This is a genomic window from Actinomycetospora aeridis (assembly GCF_037400275.1).
In the GTDB taxonomy this organism is placed as follows: Bacteria; Actinomycetota; Actinomycetes; order Mycobacteriales; family Pseudonocardiaceae; genus Actinomycetospora; species Actinomycetospora aeridis.
In genome coordinates this window covers 421,391-442,650 of the sequence record NZ_JBBEGL010000002.1, presented here as the reverse complement: position 1 = coordinate 442,650, position 21,260 = coordinate 421,391, and the positions used below count along the sequence as shown (strand labels likewise).

The window sequence follows — 21,260 nt, the reverse complement described above, 5'->3', positions numbered from 1 at the left end:
CCGGCGGCCGTGGGGAGTGAGCAGGATGGAACCCGTCGACGCGGTCGACGCCCGCCTGCTGCAGGCCCTCGGTGCGGAGCCGCGCGCCACGGTCGTCGCGCTCGCCGAACGCGTCGGGCTGGCGCGCAACACCGTCCAGGCGCGCCTGACCCGGCTGGAGAGCCGGGGTGTGCTGGGCGACTTCGCGCGGCGCATCGATCCGGCCGCACTCGGCCACCCGCTGCGCGCGTACGTGACGACGCGCGTGGACCAGCGCCGGCTCGCCGAGGTGACCGAGGCGCTGGCCCGCATCCCGGAGGTGGTCGAGGTCGTGGGGCTGGCCGGTGACGACGACCTGCTCGTGCAGGTGGTCGCCCGCAGTGCCGACGCGCTGTACACGATCGCCGGCAGCGTGCTCGCCGTCCCGGGCGTCGAGCGCACGTCCACCGCGCTCGTCATGCGCCAGCTCGTCCCGTTCCGCCTCGACCCGTTGCTGGAGCGCCAGGCCTCCACGTGAGTGAAATTGTGGGCTATAGCCCACAATTCCACTCACATGGGCCGGACGGACCACCGGGCGAAATTCGGAGGACGGGGCGGCGGGGTCGGGGCTAGCGTCCCCACCGCGAGAACGGGCCGGAGACGGTCGCTCATCCACTCGAATGGGGAGGTTGCGGGTTCGAGTCCCGCCGCCGGGACGTCCCGGCGTAGCTCAAGCGGCAGAGCACCAACAATGGCGGCGGTCACCCACACGTCCCGTTCTCGCGCCCATTCTCCCAACGGGGACGGGCCGGAGACCGTCGGTCATCCGGCGATTCCCGGTTCGACTCCGGGGGCGTCGCCGACCGATGCGGCCGGCGACGTATCCGGCGGTCACGCCACGCCCGTCCCCCGTCACACACCGATCTCCCGAGAGGGGAGGACGACCCATGGATGTCCTGCGCACGGTCTCGACGCGTGCCACTCCGCAGAGCGAGCCCGCCGACGACCGCCAGATCCCGAACGCCGCCGGCGGCCACGGGTTCGCCCTCGACGAGGCCGCCCGCGTCCGACGCTTCCTGACCCTCGGCACCGACGGCGGCACCTACTACGCGACCGCCCGGGAGCTGACCGCGCAGAACGCCTCCGTGGTCCTCACCGCCGCGCGCGAGCGCGCGTCGTGGCTGGTCGAGGAGGTCGTGACGATCTCGACGGCCGGCCGCGCGCCGCGGCAGAACCCCGCCGTCCTCGCGCTGGCCGCCGCGACGGCGCTCGGCGACGACGCGGGCCGCCGGGCGGCGCTCGACGCGCTGCCCACGGTGTGCCGCACCGGCACCCACCTGTTCCTGTTCGCCCGCTACGTCGAGCAGTTCCGCGGCTGGGGCCGCGGCCTGCGCCGGGCGGTCGGGCGCTGGTACACCGCCCCGGGCGTCGACGACGTCGCGTTCCAGGCGGTGAAGTACCGGCAGCGGGAGGGCTGGACCCACCGCGACCTCCTGCGTCTCGCGCACCCCGCGGTGAGCGAGCCGGCCCGGCGGGCGCTGTTCCGCTGGATCGTCACCGGCGAGCTCGCCGACGACGCCCCGGCGGTGGTGCACGGCTTCGCGGCGGCCCAGCTGGCGACGACGCCGGCGGCGTGGACGCGGTTGGTGGCCGAGCACCGCCTGTCCTGGGAGATGCTCCCGGACGCGGCGCTGCGCGAGCCGGACGTGTGGCGGGCCCTGCTCGCGGGCGGGCTGCCGCCGACCGCGCTGATGCGCCAGCTCCCGCGGCTGACCCGGCTCGGGGTGCTGACCGGCGAGACCCGCCGGAGCGTCGCCGCGCAGCTCGCCGACCCCGCGCGGCTGCGCCGGGGCCGGGTGCACCCGATGGCCGTGCTGCTCGCGCTGCGCACCTACGCCTCCGGGCGGGGGCTGCGCGGGTCGGGGCAGTGGACGCCGGTCCGGGAGATCGTCGACGCCCTCGACGCGGCGTTCTACGCGGCGTTCGGCGCCGTCGAGCCGGCCGGGAAGCGGACGCTCGTCGCGCTGGACGTCTCGGGGTCGATGGGCTGGGGCTCGGTGGGCGGGCTCCCGCTCACCCCGCGCGAGGCGTCCGCCGCGCTCGCGCTGGTCACGATGGCCACCGAGCCCGACGTCACGTGCGTCGGGTTCACGTCGGCCGACGGGTCGTGGCGGGCGGCGCTGCGCGAGCTCGCGATCGGCCCGCGGCAGCGGCTCGACGACGCCGTGCGGGCGGTCGCCGACCTCCCCTTCGGCGGTACGGACTGCTCGCTGCCGATGACGTGGGCGGCGGAGCAGGGCCGCGAGGTCGACACGTTCGTCGTGGTCACCGACAACGAGACGTGGGCGGGGGCGATCCACCCGCACCAGGCGCTCGTGCGCTACCGCGAGCGGTCCGGCATCCCGGCGCGGCTCGTGGTGGTCGGGATGACGGCGAACGACGTGTCGGTCGCCGACCCCGCCGATCCCGGGATGCTCGACGTCGCCGGTTTCGACGCGGCGGCGCCGGGCCTCGTCGCCGACTTCTCGCGCGGCGAGCTGGGCTGAACGGCCTATGTGAGTGAAATTCTGGGCTATAGCCCAGAATTTCACTCACATAGAAACGTCAGCCCAACGTGAACGGATCGCGGGTGCCGCCGGTCAGTTCCACCCAGACGGCCTTGGTCTCGAGATAGGCGTCGATGCCGTGGACACCGTTCTCGCGGCCGATGCCCGAGTCGCCGAAGCCGCCGAACGGCACGCTCGGCGCGACCACGCGGTAGGCGTTGATCCACACCGACCCGGCCTTGATCTTCGCGGCCACCCGGTGCGCGCGGTGCACGTCCTTGGTCCACACCGCCCCGGCGAGCCCGTACGGGGTGTCGTTGGCGAGCTTGATCGCGTCGTCCTCGTCGGTGAAGGTCACCGCGGCGAGCACGGGGCCGAACACCTCCTCGCGGAAGACGGTGTCGGTCGGCTTCACCGACAGCACGGTCGGCTGCACGAAGTAGCCGCCCAGCCCCTCGTCGGCGACGCCGCCGTACGCCACCGTCGCGCCCTCGTCGCGGGCCGTGGAGAGGTAGCCGACGACCTTCTCGTACTGCATCTTGTTGGCCACCGGACCCATCTCGGTGTCCGCGCCGAACGGGTCGCCGAGCTTGATCTGCGACGCCCGCTCGGCCACCAGCCGCACCAGCTCGTCGTGGACGTCCTCGTGCACCACGAGCCGCGAGCCCGCCATGCACGTCTGCCCGGTCGCGGCGAACACCCCGGCCACGAGCCCGTTGGCGGCGGCCTGCAGGTCGGCGTCCGGGAACACGACCTGCGGCGACTTCCCGCCCAGCTCGAGCGTCGCGGGGTGCAGCTTCTCGGCGGCCGCCGCGGCCACCTTGCGCCCGGTCGCCGTCGACCCGGTGAACGCGACCTTGTCGACACCCTCGTGCGCGGCGAGATGGGCGCCGGCGGCACCGGTGGAGGAGGTCACGACGTTGACCACGCCGTCCGGGATCCCGGCCTGGGAGATCAGCTCCGCGAACCCCAGCGTCGAGCCCGGCGCGTGCTCCGACGGCTTGATCACGACGGTGCAGCCCGCGGCCAGCGCCGGCGCGACCTTCCAGCTCATCAGCAGCAGCGGCGAGTTCCACGGCGTGATCGCCGCGACGACCCCGACGGGCTCGCGGCGGGTGTAGACGAGGTAGTTCGGGTTCGGCGAGGGGATCTGCGCACCCTCGATCTTGTCGGCCAGGCCCGCGTAGTAGTGGTACCAGCCGCCGAGGCCCTGCAGCTGCCCGAGCATCTCGCGGTAGAGCTTGCCGGAGTCGTTGACCTCCAGGCGGGCCAGGCGCTCGGCGTTCTCCCCGATCAGCTCCGCCAGCCGGCGCAGCCGCGCGGCGCGGGCGAAGCCCGTCATCTGGCCCCACTCGCCGTCCAGCGCGGCCCGCGCGGCGCCGACGGCGGCGTCGACGTCCTCGGTCCCGCCGTCGGGGATCTCCGCCCACGCCTGCCCGGTGTAGGGGTTCTCGGAGGAGAACGTCCTCCCCGAGATCGCGCCGGTCGGCCTGCCGCCGATCAGCATGGACAGCTGCTCGAGCTCGCTCATGGATGACTCTCCGTGGGGTTCAGGAGGGGAACGTGCCGGCGCGCGGCAGGAGGGCGGGGACGGTGTAGCCGAGCTGGTCGGACAGGAAGCCCGCGATCGGCAGCAGCGCGTCCAGGTCGAGACCGGTGGGGTGGCCCATCCGGTCGAGCAGGTAGACGAGGTCCTCGGTGGCGATGTTGCCCGTCGCCGCCGGGGCGAACGGGCAGCCGCCGATCCCGCCGGCCGACGAGTCGAGCCAGTCGACGCCCCACTCGAGCGCGACGACGGCGTTGGCGAACCCGGTGTTGCGGGTGTTGTGGAAGTGCGCGCGCATCAGCGCGTCCGGGGCGACCGATCGCACCCCGTCGAGCAGCGTCCGGACCTGGGTGGGCACCCCGACGCCGATCGTGTCGGCGATCGCGATCTCCTTCGCCCCGGCGGCCGCGCCGCGGCGGGCGACCTCGACCACGCGGTCCGGGTCGACCTCGCCGTCGAACGGGCAGCCGAACGACGTCGCGATCGTCAGCGACGCGAACAGGTCGCGCCCCGCAGCCTCGGCGAGCACCTCCTCGGCGACCTCGGTCAGCGCCTCGGTCGTGGAGTTCTGGTTGGCCTCGGCGAACCCGTCGGACGCCGGGACGACGACGTTGACCTCGTCGACCCCGGCCTGCACGGCGCGGTCGTAGCCGCGCCGGTTGAGCACGAGCCCGATGTAGGAGACCCCGTCGGCCCGGTGCAGGCCCTCCATGACCGCTTCCGCGTCGGCCATCGCCGGCACCAGCTTCGGGTGCACGAACGACACGGCCTCGATGCGCCGGGCGCCCGCGGACACCGCCCGCTCGATCAGCTCGATCTTCGCGCCCGTCTCCAGCAGCGCCCGTTCGTTCTGGAGCCCGTCGCGCGGGCTCACCTCCACGATGCCGACCACGGGGTCCGATCCTGCCCCTCAACCGCGGACGGCGGCCACCACCGCGGCGTGCTCGCGCAGCGTCGCCGCGGGATCCTCGCCACGTTGCCGACCCATGCCGCAGTACTGCGCGACGCCGAAGTCGGCGAGGTGCCGCGACGCCGTGGCCTGCCGTCGGCGCAGCCCGTCGGCGCCGTCGATGGGCAGCACGATCCCGAGGAAGACCCGGGATTCGGGGGCCCGGAGGTCGGCCAGCGGCGCGAAGAAGCGGTCGTCCTCGCTGCGCAGGTAGCGCGGGCCCGCGAGGTGCACCCAGTCCAGCGGGCGTCCGGCGTGGGCGACGGCGTGGTTGGCCATCCGCACGATCAGGTCCATGTCGCGCGCCTCGAACATCGGCCACTCGGGGAACGTGCCGTAGCAGAGGTGCAGGCCCAAGAGGACCTCCTCGGGCACCCGCGGGGCCAGGCGCGACCAGGGACCGGCGAACCGCTCCCACGCGTCCCCCTCCGTCCAGCCGACGACGCCCTCGATGTCGATCACCTCGTAGGCGAGGTCCCACTGCAGGGCCAGGTCCGCCGCCGGGATCACGGCGAGCAGCTCGTCGACCGCCCGCGCCCAGAGGTCCTCGAGCGCCGGCCCGACGAGCACCCAGTCCCGGGCGTACGCGTCCTTGAACGCTCCGGTGAAGACGCTCGACGGGAACGGCAGGCCGACCTGGAAGCGCAGGTGCGGCGGGATCACGCCCTCGGCGCGGAGGGCGGCGAACCGTTCGTAGGAGGCGAGCGTCTCGGCGACGCGCGGCCAGGCGTCGAAGCGCAGGGAGCCGACGCCCTCACGGACGGTCAGACGCGCGGTCTCGTAGGCGTGCCGGGCGCGCCCCGTCGGCGACGCGGTCGGGGCGAGCACCGTGATGTCGGGGTGCGGCTCGAGCAGCGTGGTGCGGTCGTAGCCGACCCAGGCGCCCCGGGGCCCGGACTCGCCGTCGGGCAGCGCCGCCACCCGGTCGGCGAAGAGCTCGGCGCCCCGCCGGAACCCCTCGTCGGTCGAGTCGACGGGCAGGCTCCCGACCAGCAACAGGTCGCTGTCCACGCGGCGGGTCATGGCGGCTCCTCCTCGGCGTGACCTCGATGTGACCCCGACGAGACGGGGGCGCGGTCGGTGCCCCGAGGTCATCGGGCAGCATGTCACCGCGGCACACGGAGACCGCTCGTCGCCGGCCGATCACCGGTCGGGTGATCTCCGGTGGCGGCCACGCGTGCGGCCGGACGTGATCGGTCACCCATCGGTGAACGTCCGACCAGGAGGACACTGGAGGGGTGAGCGCCACCGTGACGACTGCGTCGACGGGACTGACGGGCGCCTCCCCGCGCACCCGCAGACTGCTGCGGATCGCGACCGCCCTGGTCGTGGCGGCGGCCATCACGACCGGCATCGTCATCGTCTGGCCGACGGTGAAGGACGCGGGCGCGGCGCTGATCGGCGCCGACCCGATGTGGGTCGCCGTCGCCGTCGCGTGCGAGGCCGGCGCGCTGCTCGCGTTCTCGATCCTGCACCACCGGCTGCTCGTCGCCGCCGCCGTCCGGGTCTCGCTCGGTGCGGTCACGATGGCCACCCTCGCCGCCAACGCCCTGCACCTCACGGTGCCCGGCGGCGCGGCGCTGTCCACGGCCTACACCTACAAGCGGCGCCGGGCGTGGGGCGCGACCGGCCCCGCCACCACGTGGACGATGGTCGCCGGCGGCGTCGCGGCCAGCCTCGCCCTCGCCGCGATCGCGCTGGGCTCCGCGCTCGTGGTCGGCGGCCGCCCGACCTCGCTGCCCTGGCTGATTCTCCAGATCGTCGGCGTCGCCGCCCTGGGCGCGGGCGTGATCGTCGTGGCCAAGCGGCCGGGCCTGCTCGTCACGGCCGGCTCGTGGGGGCTGCGCCTGGTCAACCGCGTGCGTCGCAAGCCGCGCGAGAGCGGCGTGCCCGAGCTCGCCGAGCAGATCGCCGCGCTCCAGCTCATCGAGCTGCGCGGCAAGGGCCGCCTCGTCGTCGGCACCTCCGCACTGGCGAACTGGATCCTCGACATCGGGTGCCTCGCCGCCTGCTGCGCGGCCGTCGGCGCGCGGGGCATGACCCTGGCCCTGGTGCTCGTCGCCTACGCCGCCGCCACCGCCGCGTCGAGCGCCGCGTTCCTGCCCGGCGGTCTCGGCCTCGTCGACGGCGCGCTGCTGGCGGCGCTCGTCGCCGGCGGCGTCCCCTCGCGTCCCGCCCTCGCGGCGGTGCTGCTCTACCGCCTCGTGAGCTTCGTCGGCGTCGCCGTCGCGGGGTGGGTCGCGTGGTTCGTCGTCCACGCCCGCGAGACCCCGTCGGCGGTCGAGGTGGACGAGGCGGACGAGGCGGACGAGGAGCAGGACGGCCGCACGGAGACCTCCGGGGACACCGGCGCGATCACCGGCGCCGCCACCGGGCCCATCGGCCGCTCGGGCTCCGGCCCGTCCACCGGCGAGCTCCGCGCCGACGACGGCCGCGGCCACCGGCACCGCTGACCGCCCGGGCTTCCCGCGCCGGGGGCCTTCCCCCGCCCGGCGGGGGTACACCCCACCCCGTCCCGGGTGGAGGGCGGTCCGCGGGGGAGTACTTCCCGGGCACCGGGCCCGAGCAGTCGAGTACTCACGTGCTCATGACCGGTGACGTGGCGCGCGCCACGCTGGTTCCCATCACCGACGAGCACCTCGGTCGGACCCCCGGTCCGCACCCGAGCCGAAGGGAACCGACATGACCACTCCGACCGATCCGCGCGTCACCAACCCGGGCTTCGCGCAGGGCGAGACCCCCGGCCGCGACCCGATCGAGGGCGAGGAGACCCAGCCCCCCGGCGACGACGTCACCGACCAGCCCGGGACCGACCAGCCCGACGGCGAGTTGATCTTCTCCGGCGAGGGCGACGACAACCCGGGCGGTCCGGACGGCGGGTACTGGCTCGACCAGTTCGGCACCAAGCACTACTACTCCAACGGGGACTTCCCGCCGGAGACCTCGCAGACGTCGGAGACCGAGCCGGGCAGCTACCACTGCCCCTCGCACGGTCAGGGCTGCCCGGGCACCTGCGAGTTCCTCGACCAGTGGCGCCAGACGCACGACCTCCCGAGCGACTGGCACCCCAGCGACCAGTGGACGTACGACCCGGTCGACAACCCGCACTGCTGGCACCCGCAGCACAACCCGTGCGGCTACCACCCGGACCGTGAGCCGAACTGCTGGCACCCGGAGTACAACCCGGACGGCTTCCACCCGGACCACAACCCGAACTGCTGGCATCCGGACTACAACCCCTGCGGCTACCACCCCGTGCACCAGCCGCACTGCTGGGAGCCCGACCGCAACCCCGAGGGCTACCACCCGGACCAGAACCCGCACTGCTGGCACCCGGACTACAACCCCTACGGCTGGAACCCCGACTACCAGCCCTACTGCTGGCACCCCACCTACCAGCCCTACTGCTGGAACCCCGTCTACCAGCCCTACTGCTGGCACCCCGTGTACTACCCGTACGGCTACAACCCGGAGCACAACCCCGAGGGCTACAACCCGGAGTACAACCCGGACGGCGACGCCGACCCGAGCGGGCCGTACATGCCCGACGACGCGGAGGGCCAGGACCCCCCGGAGGCGACCACCCCGCCCGCGTCGGACGAGGACACCGCCGAGGACACCGAGGACACCGAGGACACCGAGGACACCGAGGAGACCGAGGACCTCGAGGACACCGACCAGACGGAGCCGGCCACCCCGCCGGTCACCCCGCCGGCCGGCGAGGAGACCGGCGAGACCGAGACCGAGACCGAGGACGACGACGCCGACGGCGCGGTCGACGCCGACGGCGACGGCCAGCCGGACTTCAACGGCACCCAGCCGCTGGCGACCGGTGAGGACGGGCAGGACGACGCCGACGACGCCGCCGACGACGCCGGCCAGGCCGGCGCCGACGGCCAGGGCGACGAGCCCGGCGACGACGCCGCGCAGGGCCCGGCCGACGCCGACGAGGGCCTCGAGCAGCAGGCGACGCCCGTGGCCCACGACGAGGCGGACGCCGACGCGGAGGCCGACGCCGGCGACGACGGCGGCAGCAACGACTCGTCCGACGACATGGCGGGCGTGAGCTGATCCGAGGCGAGGACGTGGCCCCGGCCGGGATCCCGGCCGGGGCCACGTGTCGGTCCGACGGGGTGAGGGCAGGACGAGGAGGAACGGTGAGTGACGCGGGTGCCGACGGCACGCTGCCCGGGCAGCGGCGACGGCGATCGATCTTCCGCGACGACACGGCGCGCGCGGAGCCTGCGAGCCCGTGGGTCCTGCCGGAGGAGGAGCCCGAGCAGCCGGCGGCGATCGCGTCCGACGGCCCGGTCCGCTCGATCTTCCGGTCCGACGGCGACGACGGGACGACACGATGACCACCGACGCCACCGACCCGCAGGCGGTCCAGGCCCGCGCCGAGAAGGCGCGCCAGGCTGCTCTCGAGCGCGCGGAGGCCGCCCGGAAGAACCGTGAGGAGGCGGCGGCCAAGCGCAAGTCCCAGAAGGAGACCCAGCAGAAGGAGACCCAGCGGAAGGCCACGTCGTCCTCCACGCCGTCGGCCGCGCCCGCCGAGGTGGCGGCGCCCAAGCCGATGGCGAAAGCGCCCGCGAAGTCGACCGCGCCGACGAGCAAGGCGCCGAGCGCCGCGGTCAAGCACGCGTCCGACACGGTCGACATGGCGATCAAGGCGGCGACCGCCTACGAGCGGGACGACCTCGTCGCGCGGCTGAAGACCGCGAAGCGGCTGCTCACCGACACGGCGATCCGCATCCCGGTCGTGGGCGAGTTCAAGCAGGGCAAGAGCTCGCTGGTGAACGCGCTGATCGAGGCCGAGATATGCCCGGTCGACGACGACATCGCGACCGCCGTCCCCACCGAGGTGCGGCACGCGACCGCGCCGACGGCGAGCGCCCACTTCGAGGCCCTGCCCGGCTCGAAGGGCGCGGGCTGGACGGAGACGATCACGCCGGCCGAGGTGGCGTCCTACGCCTCGGAGGCGGGCAACCCCGGCAACACCCGCCGCCTCGCGTCGGTGTCGGTCGGGATCGACCGGCCGGTGCTCGCGGGCGGCACGGTGCTCGTCGACACCCCCGGCGTCGGCGGTCTGGGCGGCGCGCACCAGAGTGCGGTCGCCGACCTTCCGCGCTCGCACGCGTGCCTGTTCGTCAGCGACGCGTCCCGCGAGCTCACCGACCCCGAGGTCCGCTTCCTGCACGCGGTCGTCGAGCTCTGCCCCAACGTGATCATGGTGCTGACCAAGACCGACCTCTCGCCGCACTGGGAGAAGATCCGCGAGCGCAACCACGCCCACCTGCACCGCGCGGGCGTCCGGATCGAGATCTTCCCGTTCTCCTCGGAGCTGCGCCGGATCGCCTCGGCGTCCGGCGACGTGGAGTTGGACGTCGAGTCCGGCGCGCCCGAACTGCTCGCCCGCCTCGAGCGGGTGCAGGACGAGGCGGCCCACATCGCCGTGCGCTCGGTGATGATCCAGGTGACGTCCGCGCTCGCGCAGCTCGAGTCCGCGGCCAGGGCGCGCCGCGACGCGCTGGTCGACCCCGCACGTCAGGAGGCCCTCATCGCACAGCTGGCGGCCGCCAAGGAGCGCGCCGACGGGCTGCGGGAGAAGGGCACCAAGTGGCAGTCGGTGCTCGCCGACGGGTTCTCCGACATCTCCTCGGACGTCGACTTCGACCTGCGCGCCCGCGCCAAGGCCGTCCAGAAGGAGGCGGAGGAGGCGATCGAGGCCGGCGATCCCGCGAAGAACTGGGAGGAGTTCGCCGACTGGATGCGCCGGCGGCTCGCGGCCGAGGCGATGGAGAACTACGCGCTGTTCGTCCGCCGCGCCAAGGACGTGGCGATCACCGTCGAGCAGCACCTGGACGCCGCCGAGTCCCGCATCACGGCCCGCAGCGTCAACGCCCCGGCCGACGTGATGGGGCGGCTGAACCTCGACGTCGAGTTCGCGCCGTCGGGACTGCGGCAGATGATCAAGCTGCCGATCCTGCAGAAGGTGTTCGGCGGGGTCGTGATGCTCACGATGGTCTCCAACATGGCCGGGCTCGGGATCCCGATGGCCGCCGGGCTGATCCTCGGCGGCGCCATGGGCGCGTTCGGCGTCCGCGAGGAGCGCAAGAAGGCGCTCGAGAAGCGGCGCAGCGAGGCCCGGACCGGCGTGCGGAAGTACACCGACGACTTCATCAGCCAGGTCGGGAAGGACTCCCGGGACGCGGTCCGGCACGTGCAGCGCGAGCTGCGCACGGCGTGGACCGTGCGCGTCGGGGAGCTGCAGCGGGCCGCGACGGCGGCGATGACCGCCGCCCAGACCGCGGTCCAGGCCGGCAAGTCCGACACCGGCCAGCGCGAGCGCATCGAGCAGGACCTGCAGTCCCTGGCGCTGGTGCGGGCGCGGGTCGACGACCTCTCCGAGCACCTGCGGCGCACCGCCCCGGCGCCCGCCGCGGGGAGGGCCTCGTGACCGGCCGGGGAGGGCCACCGGGGCCACCCGGGCCACCGCGCCCGCCGGGCCCACCGCCCGGTCCGCCCGGTGGCCGCCCGTACGGGCCGCCCCCCGGACACCAGGGGCCGCCGCGCACGGGGCCGCCCCTGCCGCCGCCCGGTCACGGGCGACCGGCGTACGGGCCGCCCCCCGGACGGGGCGTCCCGGCCCGCCCGGCGCCGCCCCGTCACCCCGCCACGAACCCGCCCCGCACCGGCCCGCCCGGGCCGGGCGGCCGCCCGTGGGCGCCCGGTGTCCCGACGCCCGATTCGTCGCCGCTGCTCGACCGGGTCCGCACCCTCATGGGCCGCGTCGCCCCGATCTACCGGGGCGGCCCCGCCGAGCCGATGCTCGACCGCGCGACCCGACGCCTCGACGAGCCGCTGCGGGTCGCGATCGCCGGCCGTCTCAAGGCCGGCAAGTCGACGCTGCTCAACGCCCTCGTCGGCCAGGAGCTCGCGGCGACCGACGCGGGGGAGTGCACGCGGATCGTCACGTGGTTCCGCGACGGCCACACCTACCGGGTGCAGGCCCAGCTGCGCGACGGGTCGCGGCGCCAGCTCCCGCCCGGCCCGACGGGCGGGCTCCTCGACGTCGACCTCGGCCGCCTCGGGGCCGACGACGTCGACCGCCTGCTCGTCGACTGGCCCTCGCAGGCGCTGCGCACGATGACCCTCATCGACACCCCGGGCCTGGACTCGCTGTCGGCCGAGCTGTCGCGCCGCACCGAGGAGGCCCTCGCGCCCGGCGCGGGCGGGGTCGGCGAGGTGGACGCGGTCGTCTACCTCATGCGGCACGTGCACGCGTCCGACATGCGCTTCCTCGAGGCGTTCCGGGACGACCCCGCCGACCGCCGCGCGATCAACACCGTCGGCGTGCTCGCCCGGGCCGACGAGGTCGGCCACGCCCGCCCGGACGCCCTGGAGAGCGCGGCCACCATCGCGGGCCGCTACCGCGACGACCCCCGCCTGCGCGGCCTGTGCCAGACGGTCGTGCCGGTCGCCGGCCTGCTCGCCTCGAGCGCCGCGACGCTGCGCGAGGAGGAGTTCCGCGCGCTGGGCAGGCTCGCCACCGCACCGGTGGCCGACGTCGACCGCCTCCTGCTCTCCGCGTCGCGGTTCGCGACCGCGGAGGCGGAGGACGTCGACGTCGAGGCCCGTCGCCGGGCCGTCCTGCTCGACCGCTACGGCCTGTTCGGGCTGCGCCTCTCGGTGCGGCTGCTGCGCGAGGGCACGGTCTCCACGGCCGGCGAGCTCTCCCGCGAGCTGGTGCGCCACAGCGGGCTCGGGCCGATGCGCGACGTGCTGGTGACCCGGTTCGCGGGCCGCGCCGACGTCCTGCGCGCGCAGTCGGCGATCACCGCCGTCGAGGGCGTCATCCGGCGCTGGCCGGTGCCGGCGGCGGCCGCGCTGCGCGGCGAGATGGAGCAGATCCTGGCGGGCGCCCACGAGTTCGCGGAGGTGCGCCTGCTCGACCGGCTGCACACCGGCAAGGTCGTGCTCCCCGGCGACGAGGGGGCCGAGGCCGAGCGTCTGCTCGGGGGCGACGGGCTCGACCCGTCGACCCGGCTGGGCCTGCCCGACGACGCCCGCGGCGAGGAGCTCGCCCGCGCGGCGACGGCGAGCCTCGGGCGCTGGCAGCGCCGCGCCGAGCACCCGGGCAGCGCCCGGGACGTGCGCGACGCCGCCCGGACCCTCGCCCGGACCTGCGAGGGCATCCTGACGCGCGCCCGTCACGGGGGAGGACCCCCTGGCCGGGCGGCGGGGTGAGGACGAGAGTGCGGCAGGAGGGTGAGCAACGCCGTGCGGGGCTGCGGCGATGAGGTGAGTAGTCGGCTGCTCATGACGGCGTGAGGCGTCGCGGGGCAGGGTGGATGTCGCGTCGAGCACACACGGCGCGGCGGCGAGGAGGAACCGGTGGCGTACGGCCTGGGTGTCGATCTCGGCACGACGTTCACGGCGGCCGCCGTCGTCCGTGACGGCCGGGTCGAGATGGCCTCCCTCGGTGACCGCTCGACCGCGATGCCCTCGGTCGTCTTCATGCGTCCCGAGGGCGGGGTGCTCACCGGTGACGCCGCCGACCGGCGGGCGTCGTCCGAACCGGACCGCGTCGCCCGCGAGGTGAAGCGCCGCCTCGGTGACCCCACCCCGCTGCTGCTCGGTGGCACGCCCTACTCGGCGGGCGACCTGCTCGCGACCCAGCTGCGCGAGGTCGTGGCGCAGATCAGCGAGCGCGAGGGCGGCGCCCCCACCGCCGTGCGGCTCACCCACCCCGCGAACTGGGGCGACTACAAGCGCGAGCTGTTCGCCCAGGTCCCGCGCCTGGCCGGGCTGCACGACGTCACCATGATCACCGAGCCGGAGGCCGCGGCCGCGCACTACGCGACCAACGAGCGGATCGGCGAGGGCCGGACCGTCGCCGTCTACGACCTCGGCGGGGGCACGTTCGACGCCACCGTCCTGCGCACCACCGGCGGGGGCTTCGAGATCCTCGGCGAGCCCGAGGGCGTCGAGGGCCTGGGCGGGATCGACTTCGACGAGGCCGTCTACGCGCACGTCGACCGCTGCCTCGACGGCGCGGTCTCGGCGCTCGACCCCACCGACGCGTCCGCCACCAGCGGGATCGTGCGGCTGCGACGCGACTGCGTGCTGGCCAAGGAGGCGCTGTCCTCTGACACCGAGACGACCGTGCCGGTGCTGCTGCCGGAGCTGCAGACCGAGGTCCGGCTGACCCGCGGCGAGTTCGAGGAGATGATCCGCCCGTCGGTCGTCGCCACCATCACCGCGCTGGGCCGCGCGCTGGACTCGGCGCGCGTCGAGCCCGACCAGCTCGACGCGGTGCTGCTCGTCGGCGGGTCCTCCCGCATCCCGCTCGTCGCCCGCATGGTGTCGGCCGAGCTGGGCAAGCCCACGGCGGTCGACGCGCACCCCAAGCACGCGATCGTGCTCGGCGCGGCCATGCTCGTGGAGCCGCCGTCCCGCGCCACGGGTCCGGGCGCCGCGAGCCCGGCGCACACCGCCGTCTTCCCGACCTCCGGCGCGCCCTACCGCACGCCGGTGCCGCCGGTCGGCCCACGCACCCCGCCCGGCGGGGTACCGACGGGCGGAGGCTCCGGCCGGTCGTCGACGGGGCCGAGCTCCGGGCTGATCCCGGTCACCACGATGTCGGGCGCCCCGCGGACGGCGTCGCGGCCGGCCACCGGCGGCTTCCCCGTCTCAGGGCGCACGGGCCCGCACGGTCGGGGCGGAGCGGGTGGCTCGCCCGGACCCGCCGGATCTGCCGGACCGCGCACCGGCACCGGCCCCACGCGGGCCGTCCCGGGCCACGACCCGCGCGTGCCGATGAACGCCGGCTCGACCGGGCGCGTGCCGTACCCGGCGGCGGCCTCCGGGCACGACCCCCGCACGACGATGGCCCCGGGCAGCCGTGACGCCCGCACCACCGCCGTGGGCGGACACGACCCCCGGACGACCGTCGTCGGCGGCCAGGACGCGCGGACCACCGCCGTCGGCCCGGGCGCGCCCCCGGAGGCCGCGCCCGTCGGCGGGTCGTCGGAGCCTGGCGGCCGGCGGCGGCCCCTCGTCCTCGTGGGGCTGGTCCTGGTCGCGCTGCTCATCGGCGGCGGCGCGCTCGTCTACACCACCGTCGGGTCGCAGAGCACCACGCCGCCCGTGCCCGCGCCGTCGCAGGTCGTCGCGCCCACGCCCCTGCCGACGACGGCCCCGGCCGCTGACCCGAACGCCGGAGGATCGGGGGGCACCGGCGGCTCCGGGGGCTCCGGGTCCGGTGGCGGGAGCGCGGGCGGCAGCGGGTCGGGCGGCGGCAGCGGTGCCGGGGGCACGGGTGGCCGCGGTGGCGGGTCCGGGTCGGGCGGCGGCTCCGGCGGCGGGGGCGGGCACTCGACCTGGACGCCCCCGACCACGCACGACCCGGGCGGCACCTCGAGCACCGACGGTGACTCCACCGGCAGCACCGACGGCGGGTCGGGGACGGGCGGGACTGACGGGACCGGCTGCTGCTGACGGGGTCGTCAGGCCTGCTTGAGGCCGAGCGCCTCGGCCAGCTTGCCCCGCCCGGAGACGCCGAGCTTGGCGTAGACCGAGCGCAGCACGTTGTTGACCGTGCGCACGGAGATGACGAGCTGGTCGGCGATCGCCGGGCTGGTGAGCCCGCCCGCGGCCAGCGCCGCGATCTCGGCCTCGCGCGGCGTGAGCTCACCGGTGCGTTCCAGTAGCCCCGCGGCCGAGGTCTCCGCGCCCTCGCACTGCTCCATCCCGGCCCGGCTGCGTGACGCGGACCAGCCGGCGGCCTTGCTGTTGCCGCCCGCCCGGTGCGCCGCGCACGCCTGCGCGGAGGCCTCGGCGGCCAGCAGCACGTGGCCGAGCTCGGTGAAGCCCGCCGCGACGGCGTCGAGGCCCGCCCCGTGCCCGCTCGCGAGCGCCCGGGCGTGGGCGGCCTGCAGCCCCCCGAGGTCGCCCTCGACGGGTGCGGCGACCGCGTCGAGCGCGCCCGCCACCGGCTTCCCGGCGCCCAGGCGGACCGCGGCGTGCAGGGCCTGCAGCCGGTCGGGCACCGACGCGCCGGGCCGCTCGTCGAGGGCCAGCTCCACCGCGCGCGAGACCCGCCCGTCGATGCCGGCGAGCCAGACCTGCGCCGCCTGCATCCACCCCGCGAACGGCCCGCCCGTGACACCGTGCGCCTCGGCGAGCACGTCCTGGGCCTCGGTCGTGCGCCCGAGCCCGGCCAGCGCGACCGCGAGCTCGCTGACCAGCGGCACCGTGAAGGGGAAGTGCCGCGCCGACACCCCGGCCGCGGCCTCGTGGAGCAGGCGGACCGCCGTCCGCAGCCGCCCTCGCCGCGCCGCGACGACGCCGAGCCACGCGACGTAGAGCGCGACGTGCTCGGACACCCCGCCGGGGCCGGCCTCCACGTGGCCGCGCCGGGCGAGCTCCTCGGCCTCGTCGAGCCGTCCCGCCGCGAGCAGCGCGGACCAGCGGGCCAGGCGCAGCTCGACGGTGACCCAGCCGTCGCCGACGTCGTCGGTGTCAGCGGTCAGGGCCAGCGCCCGGTCGCTGCGTCCGAGGCGCACGTGGGCGAGGGCGGCGACCGCGAGGGCCTCGGGATGCCCGGCGAGTCCGCTCCCGAGGTGCGCGGTGACGGCGTCGAGGGCGTCGGCGGGACGGTGGGCGACCAGCGCGACGAACCCGCGCAGCGCAGCGGCCGCGGGCCCGGCGCCGGTGCCGCGGAGCTCGGCCGCGGCGAGGGCGGCGGCCGCCGCGCCGAGCGCGCCCGCCTCGTCGCGCAGGCCCCAGTAGAGGTTGCGGCACCGGGCGGTGGCGACGAGGAGCGGATCGGGCCCGTCGGTCAGGGTCAGGTCGACCGTGTCGGTGGCCTCGGCGAGCTTCGCGGCGCTGGCGAACGCCGTCTCGGCGCCCTCGAACTGGCCGAGCCGCACGCGCAGCAGGCCCAGGCGCCAGAGCACCTCGAACCCCGCGCCGTGGTCGGCGGCGGCGCGCAGGAGGCGCTCGGCGGTCCGCGGCTCGGTGGGGGCCACGCCGCGGGCCGCGTCGAGCAGCTCGGCGGGGTCGGTGGCCATGCCCTCGGCGGCGCGCCAGGCCAGCAGGCGGTGCCGGTCGCCCGCGCGGCGCGACCCCGAGGCCTCGAGGGCCGTGCGCAGGCGCCGGTAGGCCTCGCGCTCCTGCAGCGGCGTCGCGCGGCTGCGCAGCAGCTCGGTGTAGAGGGGGTGGGCGAGGCCGATCTCGAGACGCCGGCCGTCGCGCACCGAGGTCACGAGGCCCTGTGTCTCGAGGCGCGCGAGCACGACGTCGCCGTAGAGACCGGAGACGACCTCGCAGCCCAGCGGCTGGCCGAACGCGAGCAGGCGCATCAGGTCCTGCTCGACGGGCGCGAGGCCGCCGACCCGCGAGGTCAGGAGCTCGATGAGGCGCCGCGGCGGATGGCGGGGGGCGTCCCAGCGCCAGACCGCGCCGGCCCGGTGCAGCGCCCCCTCGTCGCGGGCACCGTCGACGAGCTCGGAGAGGAAGCGCGGGTTGCCTTGCGAGAGCTCCCAGAGCCGGTCGAGGGTGACGCCGTCGACGTGACCGCCGAGCGTGCTGGTCACGAGGTGGTCGGACTGTGCGCGGTCGAGCTCGCCGAGCTCGATGCGGGCGGCGTAGCCGTCGCGGGACAGGGCGTGGAACGGGTCGGGGGACACCGCGCCGGTGGGGGCGGTGAGCAGCAGGAACGCCGCGCCGGTGCGGGCGAGCTGGGCGAGCAGCACCGCCGAGGTCGCGTCGAGGAGGTGGGCGTCGTCGACGACGACGAGCCGGCGGTGCCCGCCGTCGGTGAGCCGGCGCCGGGTCTCGCGCAGCAGCGCGGCGGGGTCGGTGACCGACGGGTCGAGGTCCCCCACGAGGTGTCCGAGCGCGCCGAGCGCGAGGTCCGCGGTCACCGGGCTGGTCATGAGGACCTCGGTGCGCCAGGGCGCGCCGCCGGACGTGACCGCCGCCTGGGCCGCGCGGGCGAAGCGGGTGCGCCCGACACCCGCGGGGCCGCCGACGACGACGGCCGCGACCTGGTCGTCGCGGCTGGACGCGACGACGGCGGCGATCGCCTCGGACCGCCCCACCAGGGGTCGGCTCTCGGGCATGCCTCGCCTCCTCGCGCCCGACGGTCGGCAGGTCGCGTGCGGCGCGCGCCGTCCCCCGAGCCGGCACGGTGATCACACGTCAGGTGGCAGTGTCCTCACCCCGACGGCGGTGGCGGAAGCGCCCGGAGCCGCTTTACGTAGTTCTGCGTAGGGATTGCCGGTTACCCGCGGTCACGGGTACCGGCCGCCCCTGACCCTGCGGCTCGCCCACCGGTCGGGGGACACTGCTCCGACCACCACCACCCTCCGCGGGAGGACACCGCCGTTGAGGATCGCCCTCGTCGCGACCTGCCTGGGGGACGCGATGTTCCCGCAGGCCCCCCGGGCCACCGTCGAGCTGCTCGAGCGCCTCGGGCACGAGGTCGTGTTCCCCGCCGACCAGACGTGCTGCGGGCAGATGCACGTCAACACCGGCTACCTCGACCTCGCCCTGCCGCTGGTGCGCCACCACGTCGACGTGTTCTCGGGCGCCGCGGACGTCGTCGTCGCCCCCTCCGGGTCGTGCGTCGGCTGCGTGCGCCACCAGCACGCGATGGTGGCCCGCCGCGGCGGTGACGAGAAGCTGGCGGAGGCGGCGGAGTCCCTCGCCGCGCGCACCTACGAGCTCTCCGAGCTGCTCGTGGACGTCCTGGGCGTCACCGACGTCGGGGCGTACTACCCGCACCGCGTCACCTACCACCCGACGTGCCACTCGCTGCGCATGCTGCGCGTCGGCGACAAGCCGCTGCGGCTGCTCCGCGAGGTCCGCGGGCTGACGCTGACCGAGCTGCCCGACGCCGAGGTCTGCTGCGGCTTCGGCGGGACGTTCGCGGTGAAGAACGCGGAGACCTCGACGGCGATGCTCGCGGACAAGATGGCCAACGTCCTGCAGACCCGGGCCGAGGTCTGCACCGCCGGGGACACCTCGTGCCTCATGCACATCGGCGGCGGGCTCTCGCGGCTGCGCTCGGGCGTCCGCACGGTGCACCTGGCGGAGATCCTGGCCTCGACCGCGGAGGGCGCGGCGTGACGACCGTTTCACTAGGCATGCCGACCGTCGCGTCGGACCCGCACGGGCACCTGCGCGGGACCGAGCCGTTCCCCGTCGCCGCGCACCGCGCGTTGGGCGACACCCAGTTGCGCCAGAACCTCGGCCACGCCACCCGCACGATCCGGGCGAAGCGCGCCGGGGTCGTCGCCGAGGTGGACGACTGGGAGGAGCTGCGCCGCGCGGGCGAGTGCCTCAAGGCCGACGTCATGGCGCGGCTGCCGGAGCTGCTCGAGCAGTTCGAGGCGTCGGTGACCGCGCGCGGCGGCGTCGTGCACTGGGCGCGGGACGCCGAGGAGGCGAACCGGATCGTCGTCGACCTGGTTCGGGCGACGGGCTCCGACGAGGTCGTCAAGGTCAAGTCGATGGCGACCCAGGAGACGGGGCTGAACGAGGCCCTCGGCGAGGCCGGGATCGCCGCGCTCGAGACCGACCTCGCCGAGCTGATCGTCCAGCTCTCCGACGACACGCCGTCGCACTTCCTGGTCCCGGCCATCCACCGGAACCGCTCGGAGATCCGCGACATCTTCCTGCGCGAGATGCCGGACGTGGACCCGTCGCTGACCGACGAGCCGCGGCGGCTCGCGATGGCCGCCCGCGCGCACCTGCGCCGGAAGTTCCTCTCCGCGCGGGTCGGCGTCTCCGGGGTCAACTTCGCCGTCGCCGACACCGGGACGATCTCGGTGGTCGAGTCCGAGGGCAACGGGCGGATGTGCCTGACGCTGCCGGACACCCTGATCACGGTGATGGGCGTCGAGAAGATCGTGCCCACGTGGTCGGACCTCGAGGTCTTCCTGCAGCTGCTGCCGCGCAGCTCCACCGGCGAGCGGATGAACCCGTACACGTCGACGTGGAGCGGGGTCACCCCCGGCGACGGCCCGCAGACGTTCCACGTCGTGCTGCTCGACAACGGGCGCTCGAACGTCCTCGCCTCCCCCGACGGGCGCCAGGCGCTGCACTGCATCCGGTGCTCGGCGTGCCTCAACGTCTGCCCGGTCTACGAGCGCACCGGCGGGCACGCCTACGGCTCGATCTACCCCGGCCCGATCGGGGCCGTGCTCTCGCCGCAGCTGACCGGCATCGACGGTCCCGACGACGTCAACGCCTCGCTGCCCTACGCGTCCTCGCTGTGCGGGGCGTGCTTCGACGCCTGCCCGGTGCGCATCGACATCCCGCACCTGCTCGTGCAGCAGCGCGCGGCGGCGGTCGAGGCGCACGGGCGGCCGACCGCGCAGGACGTGGCGATGCGCGCGGCGGCCGCGGCGATGGCCTCGCCGGGGCGGTTCTCACTGCTGGAACGGGCGATGAAGCTGGGCAGGCTGCTCGGGCGGTCCGGGCGGATCCGCTCGGTGCCGGGGCCGGGGGCGGCGGCGTGGTTCGGCGCGCGGGACATGCCGCCACCGCCGGCCGAGACGTTCCGCGAGTTGTGGGCCCGGCGTGGGGGATCCACGTGACCGGCGCTCGGGAGGAGGTCCTGGCCCGGCTGCGGACGGCGCGGGACGCGGGCGGCTCCGCCGTTCCGGACGTGCCGCGGGAGTACCGGCGCCGCGGGGTGCACGCGCCCGGGTCGGCGGCGGCCGTCGAGCGCCTGACCGGGACCCTGACCGACTACCGGGCGACGGTGCACCGCGTCGGCTCCGAGGACGACGTGCCCGGGGCGATCGCCGCCGTGCTGGGGGAGGCGTCGACGGTGGTCGCGCCGCCCGGGCTGCCGTCGGGCTGGCTCGCCGGTGTGGGGGCGTCGGTGCGCACCGACGACCCGCCGCTGTCGGTCGCCGACCTCGACCGCGTCGACGCCGTGGTCACCGGAGCCGCGGTGGCGATCGCGGACACCGGCACGTTCGTGCTCGACGCCCTCGCCCCGGACCAGGGCCGTCGGGCGATCACGCTGGTCCCCGACCACCACGTGTGCGTGCTGCGCGCCGAGGCCGTGGTGTCGTCGGTGCCCGAGGCCCTGGCGCGCCTGGACCCGAACGGTCCGCTGACGTTCGTCTCCGGCCCGTCGGCGACGAGCGACATCGAGCTCGACCGCGTCGAGGGCGTCCACGGCCCCCGCCGTCTCGACGTGGTGCTGGTCGCCCCCATGTGAGCGAACTTCGGGGCTATA

At 75.6% G+C, this 21,260-nt stretch carries 15 protein-coding genes; 11 read left to right on the top strand and 4 right to left on the bottom strand.

The features are described from left to right. Positions 1 to 25: 25 nt before the first annotated feature. Both WCD41_RS07560 and WCD41_RS07555 read left to right on the top strand, forming a co-directional pair. Positions 26 to 496: an Lrp/AsnC family transcriptional regulator gene (locus tag WCD41_RS07560; protein WP_337712792.1), complete on the top strand. Its 471-nt coding sequence runs from the start codon at positions 26 to 28 to the stop codon at positions 494 to 496. A 409-nt stretch (positions 497 to 905) separates the two neighbouring features. Beyond that, complete coding sequence (locus WCD41_RS07555; RefSeq protein ID WP_337712791.1) at positions 906 to 2,504, top strand: TROVE domain-containing protein; 1,599 nt, start codon at positions 906 to 908, stop codon at positions 2,502 to 2,504. A gap of 58 nt (positions 2,505 to 2,562) precedes the next feature. On the opposite strand, the gene WCD41_RS07550 is transcribed toward WCD41_RS07555, so the two are convergent. Genes WCD41_RS07550 through WCD41_RS07540 form a run of 3 tightly spaced genes read right to left on the bottom strand, consistent with a single transcriptional unit; the run spans position 2,563 to position 6,022 of the window. After that, complete coding sequence (locus WCD41_RS07550; protein WP_337712790.1) at positions 2,563 to 4,035, bottom strand: aldehyde dehydrogenase; 1,473 nt, start codon at positions 4,033 to 4,035, stop codon at positions 2,563 to 2,565. A 19-nt stretch (positions 4,036 to 4,054) separates the two neighbouring features. Next, positions 4,055 to 4,942: a hydroxymethylglutaryl-CoA lyase gene (locus tag WCD41_RS07545; RefSeq protein ID WP_337712789.1), complete on the bottom strand. Its 888-nt coding sequence runs from the start codon at positions 4,940 to 4,942 to the stop codon at positions 4,055 to 4,057. An 18-nt stretch (positions 4,943 to 4,960) separates the two neighbouring features. Further along, the gene (locus WCD41_RS07540) at positions 4,961 to 6,022 is read right to left on the bottom strand and encodes a hypothetical protein (protein ID WP_337712788.1); all 1,062 of its coding nucleotides are present in this window, start codon (positions 6,020 to 6,022) and stop codon (positions 4,961 to 4,963) included. 215 nt (positions 6,023 to 6,237) lie between these two features. Between WCD41_RS07540 and WCD41_RS07535 the strand changes: the two genes are divergently transcribed. The 6 genes from WCD41_RS07535 (at position 6,238) to WCD41_RS07510 (ending at position 15,499) form a co-directional block, all read left to right on the top strand. Next, positions 6,238 to 7,452, top strand: coding sequence for a lysylphosphatidylglycerol synthase transmembrane domain-containing protein (locus WCD41_RS07535; protein ID WP_337712787.1), 1,215 nt, complete (start codon positions 6,238 to 6,240; stop codon positions 7,450 to 7,452). A 229-nt stretch (positions 7,453 to 7,681) separates the two neighbouring features. Next, a complete protein-coding gene (locus WCD41_RS07530) occupies positions 7,682 to 9,070 on the top strand; it encodes a hypothetical protein (RefSeq protein ID WP_337712786.1) in 1,389 nt (462 codons plus the stop codon). Positions 9,071 to 9,156: 86 nt separating this feature from the next. Continuing rightward, positions 9,157 to 9,357, top strand: a complete 201-nt coding sequence (locus WCD41_RS07525; protein WP_337712785.1) for a hypothetical protein — start codon at positions 9,157 to 9,159, stop codon at positions 9,355 to 9,357. After that, entirely contained in the window at positions 9,354 to 11,456 is a 2,103-nt protein-coding gene (locus WCD41_RS07520; protein ID WP_337712784.1) for a dynamin family protein, read from the top strand. Before WCD41_RS07525 ends, WCD41_RS07520 begins: the two co-directional genes overlap by 4 nt. Before the next feature lie 323 nt (positions 11,457 to 11,779). After that, positions 11,780 to 13,246 (top strand): dynamin family protein, encoded by a 1,467-nt coding sequence (locus WCD41_RS07515; protein WP_337712783.1) that lies wholly within the window; start codon positions 11,780 to 11,782, stop codon positions 13,244 to 13,246. Between the two features lie 147 nt (positions 13,247 to 13,393). Continuing rightward, positions 13,394 to 15,499: an Hsp70 family protein gene (locus WCD41_RS07510; RefSeq protein ID WP_337712782.1), complete on the top strand. Its 2,106-nt coding sequence runs from the start codon at positions 13,394 to 13,396 to the stop codon at positions 15,497 to 15,499. Positions 15,500 to 15,507: 8 nt separating this feature from the next. On the opposite strand, the gene WCD41_RS07505 is transcribed toward WCD41_RS07510, so the two are convergent. Further along, a complete protein-coding gene (locus WCD41_RS07505) occupies positions 15,508 to 18,126 on the bottom strand; it encodes a LuxR C-terminal-related transcriptional regulator (protein WP_337712781.1) in 2,619 nt (872 codons plus the stop codon). Positions 18,127 to 18,391: 265 nt separating this feature from the next. On the opposite strand from WCD41_RS07505, the gene WCD41_RS07500 reads away from it, so the two are divergent. From WCD41_RS07500 to WCD41_RS07490, 3 genes are read left to right on the top strand one after another with little or no spacing between them, the layout of a single operon-like run. Continuing rightward, the gene (locus WCD41_RS07500) at positions 18,392 to 19,135 is read left to right on the top strand and encodes a (Fe-S)-binding protein (RefSeq protein WP_337712780.1); all 744 of its coding nucleotides are present in this window, start codon (positions 18,392 to 18,394) and stop codon (positions 19,133 to 19,135) included. A gap of 17 nt (positions 19,136 to 19,152) precedes the next feature. Then, positions 19,153 to 20,607: a LutB/LldF family L-lactate oxidation iron-sulfur protein gene (locus tag WCD41_RS07495; RefSeq protein WP_337712779.1), complete on the top strand. Its 1,455-nt coding sequence runs from the start codon at positions 19,153 to 19,155 to the stop codon at positions 20,605 to 20,607. Beyond that, a complete protein-coding gene (locus tag WCD41_RS07490) occupies positions 20,604 to 21,242 on the top strand; it encodes a LutC/YkgG family protein (RefSeq protein ID WP_337712778.1) in 639 nt (212 codons plus the stop codon). The genes WCD41_RS07495 and WCD41_RS07490 overlap by 4 nt, the downstream gene beginning before the upstream one ends. Positions 21,243 to 21,260 lie beyond the last annotated feature (18 nt).

Bases quoted from the DNA above. Each gene is read 5' to 3' on its own strand.
- WCD41_RS07505 (WP_337712781.1), bottom strand. From the start codon at position 18,126: ATGCCCGAGAGCCGACCCCTGGTGGGGCGGTCCGAGGCGATCGCCGCC.
- WCD41_RS07555 (WP_337712791.1), top strand. From the start codon at position 906: ATGGATGTCCTGCGCACGGTCTCGACGCGTGCCACTCCGCAGAGCGAG.
- WCD41_RS07515 (WP_337712783.1), top strand. From the start codon at position 11,780: ATGGGCCGCGTCGCCCCGATCTACCGGGGCGGCCCCGCCGAGCCGATG.
- WCD41_RS07530 (WP_337712786.1), top strand. From the start codon at position 7,682: ATGACCACTCCGACCGATCCGCGCGTCACCAACCCGGGCTTCGCGCAG.
- WCD41_RS07560 (WP_337712792.1), top strand. From the start codon at position 26: ATGGAACCCGTCGACGCGGTCGACGCCCGCCTGCTGCAGGCCCTCGGT.
- WCD41_RS07540 (WP_337712788.1), bottom strand. From the start codon at position 6,022: ATGACCCGCCGCGTGGACAGCGACCTGTTGCTGGTCGGGAGCCTGCCC.
- WCD41_RS07550 (WP_337712790.1), bottom strand. From the start codon at position 4,035: ATGAGCGAGCTCGAGCAGCTGTCCATGCTGATCGGCGGCAGGCCGACC.
- WCD41_RS07495 (WP_337712779.1), top strand. From the start codon at position 19,153: ATGCCGACCGTCGCGTCGGACCCGCACGGGCACCTGCGCGGGACCGAG.
- WCD41_RS07520 (WP_337712784.1), top strand. From the start codon at position 9,354: ATGACCACCGACGCCACCGACCCGCAGGCGGTCCAGGCCCGCGCCGAG.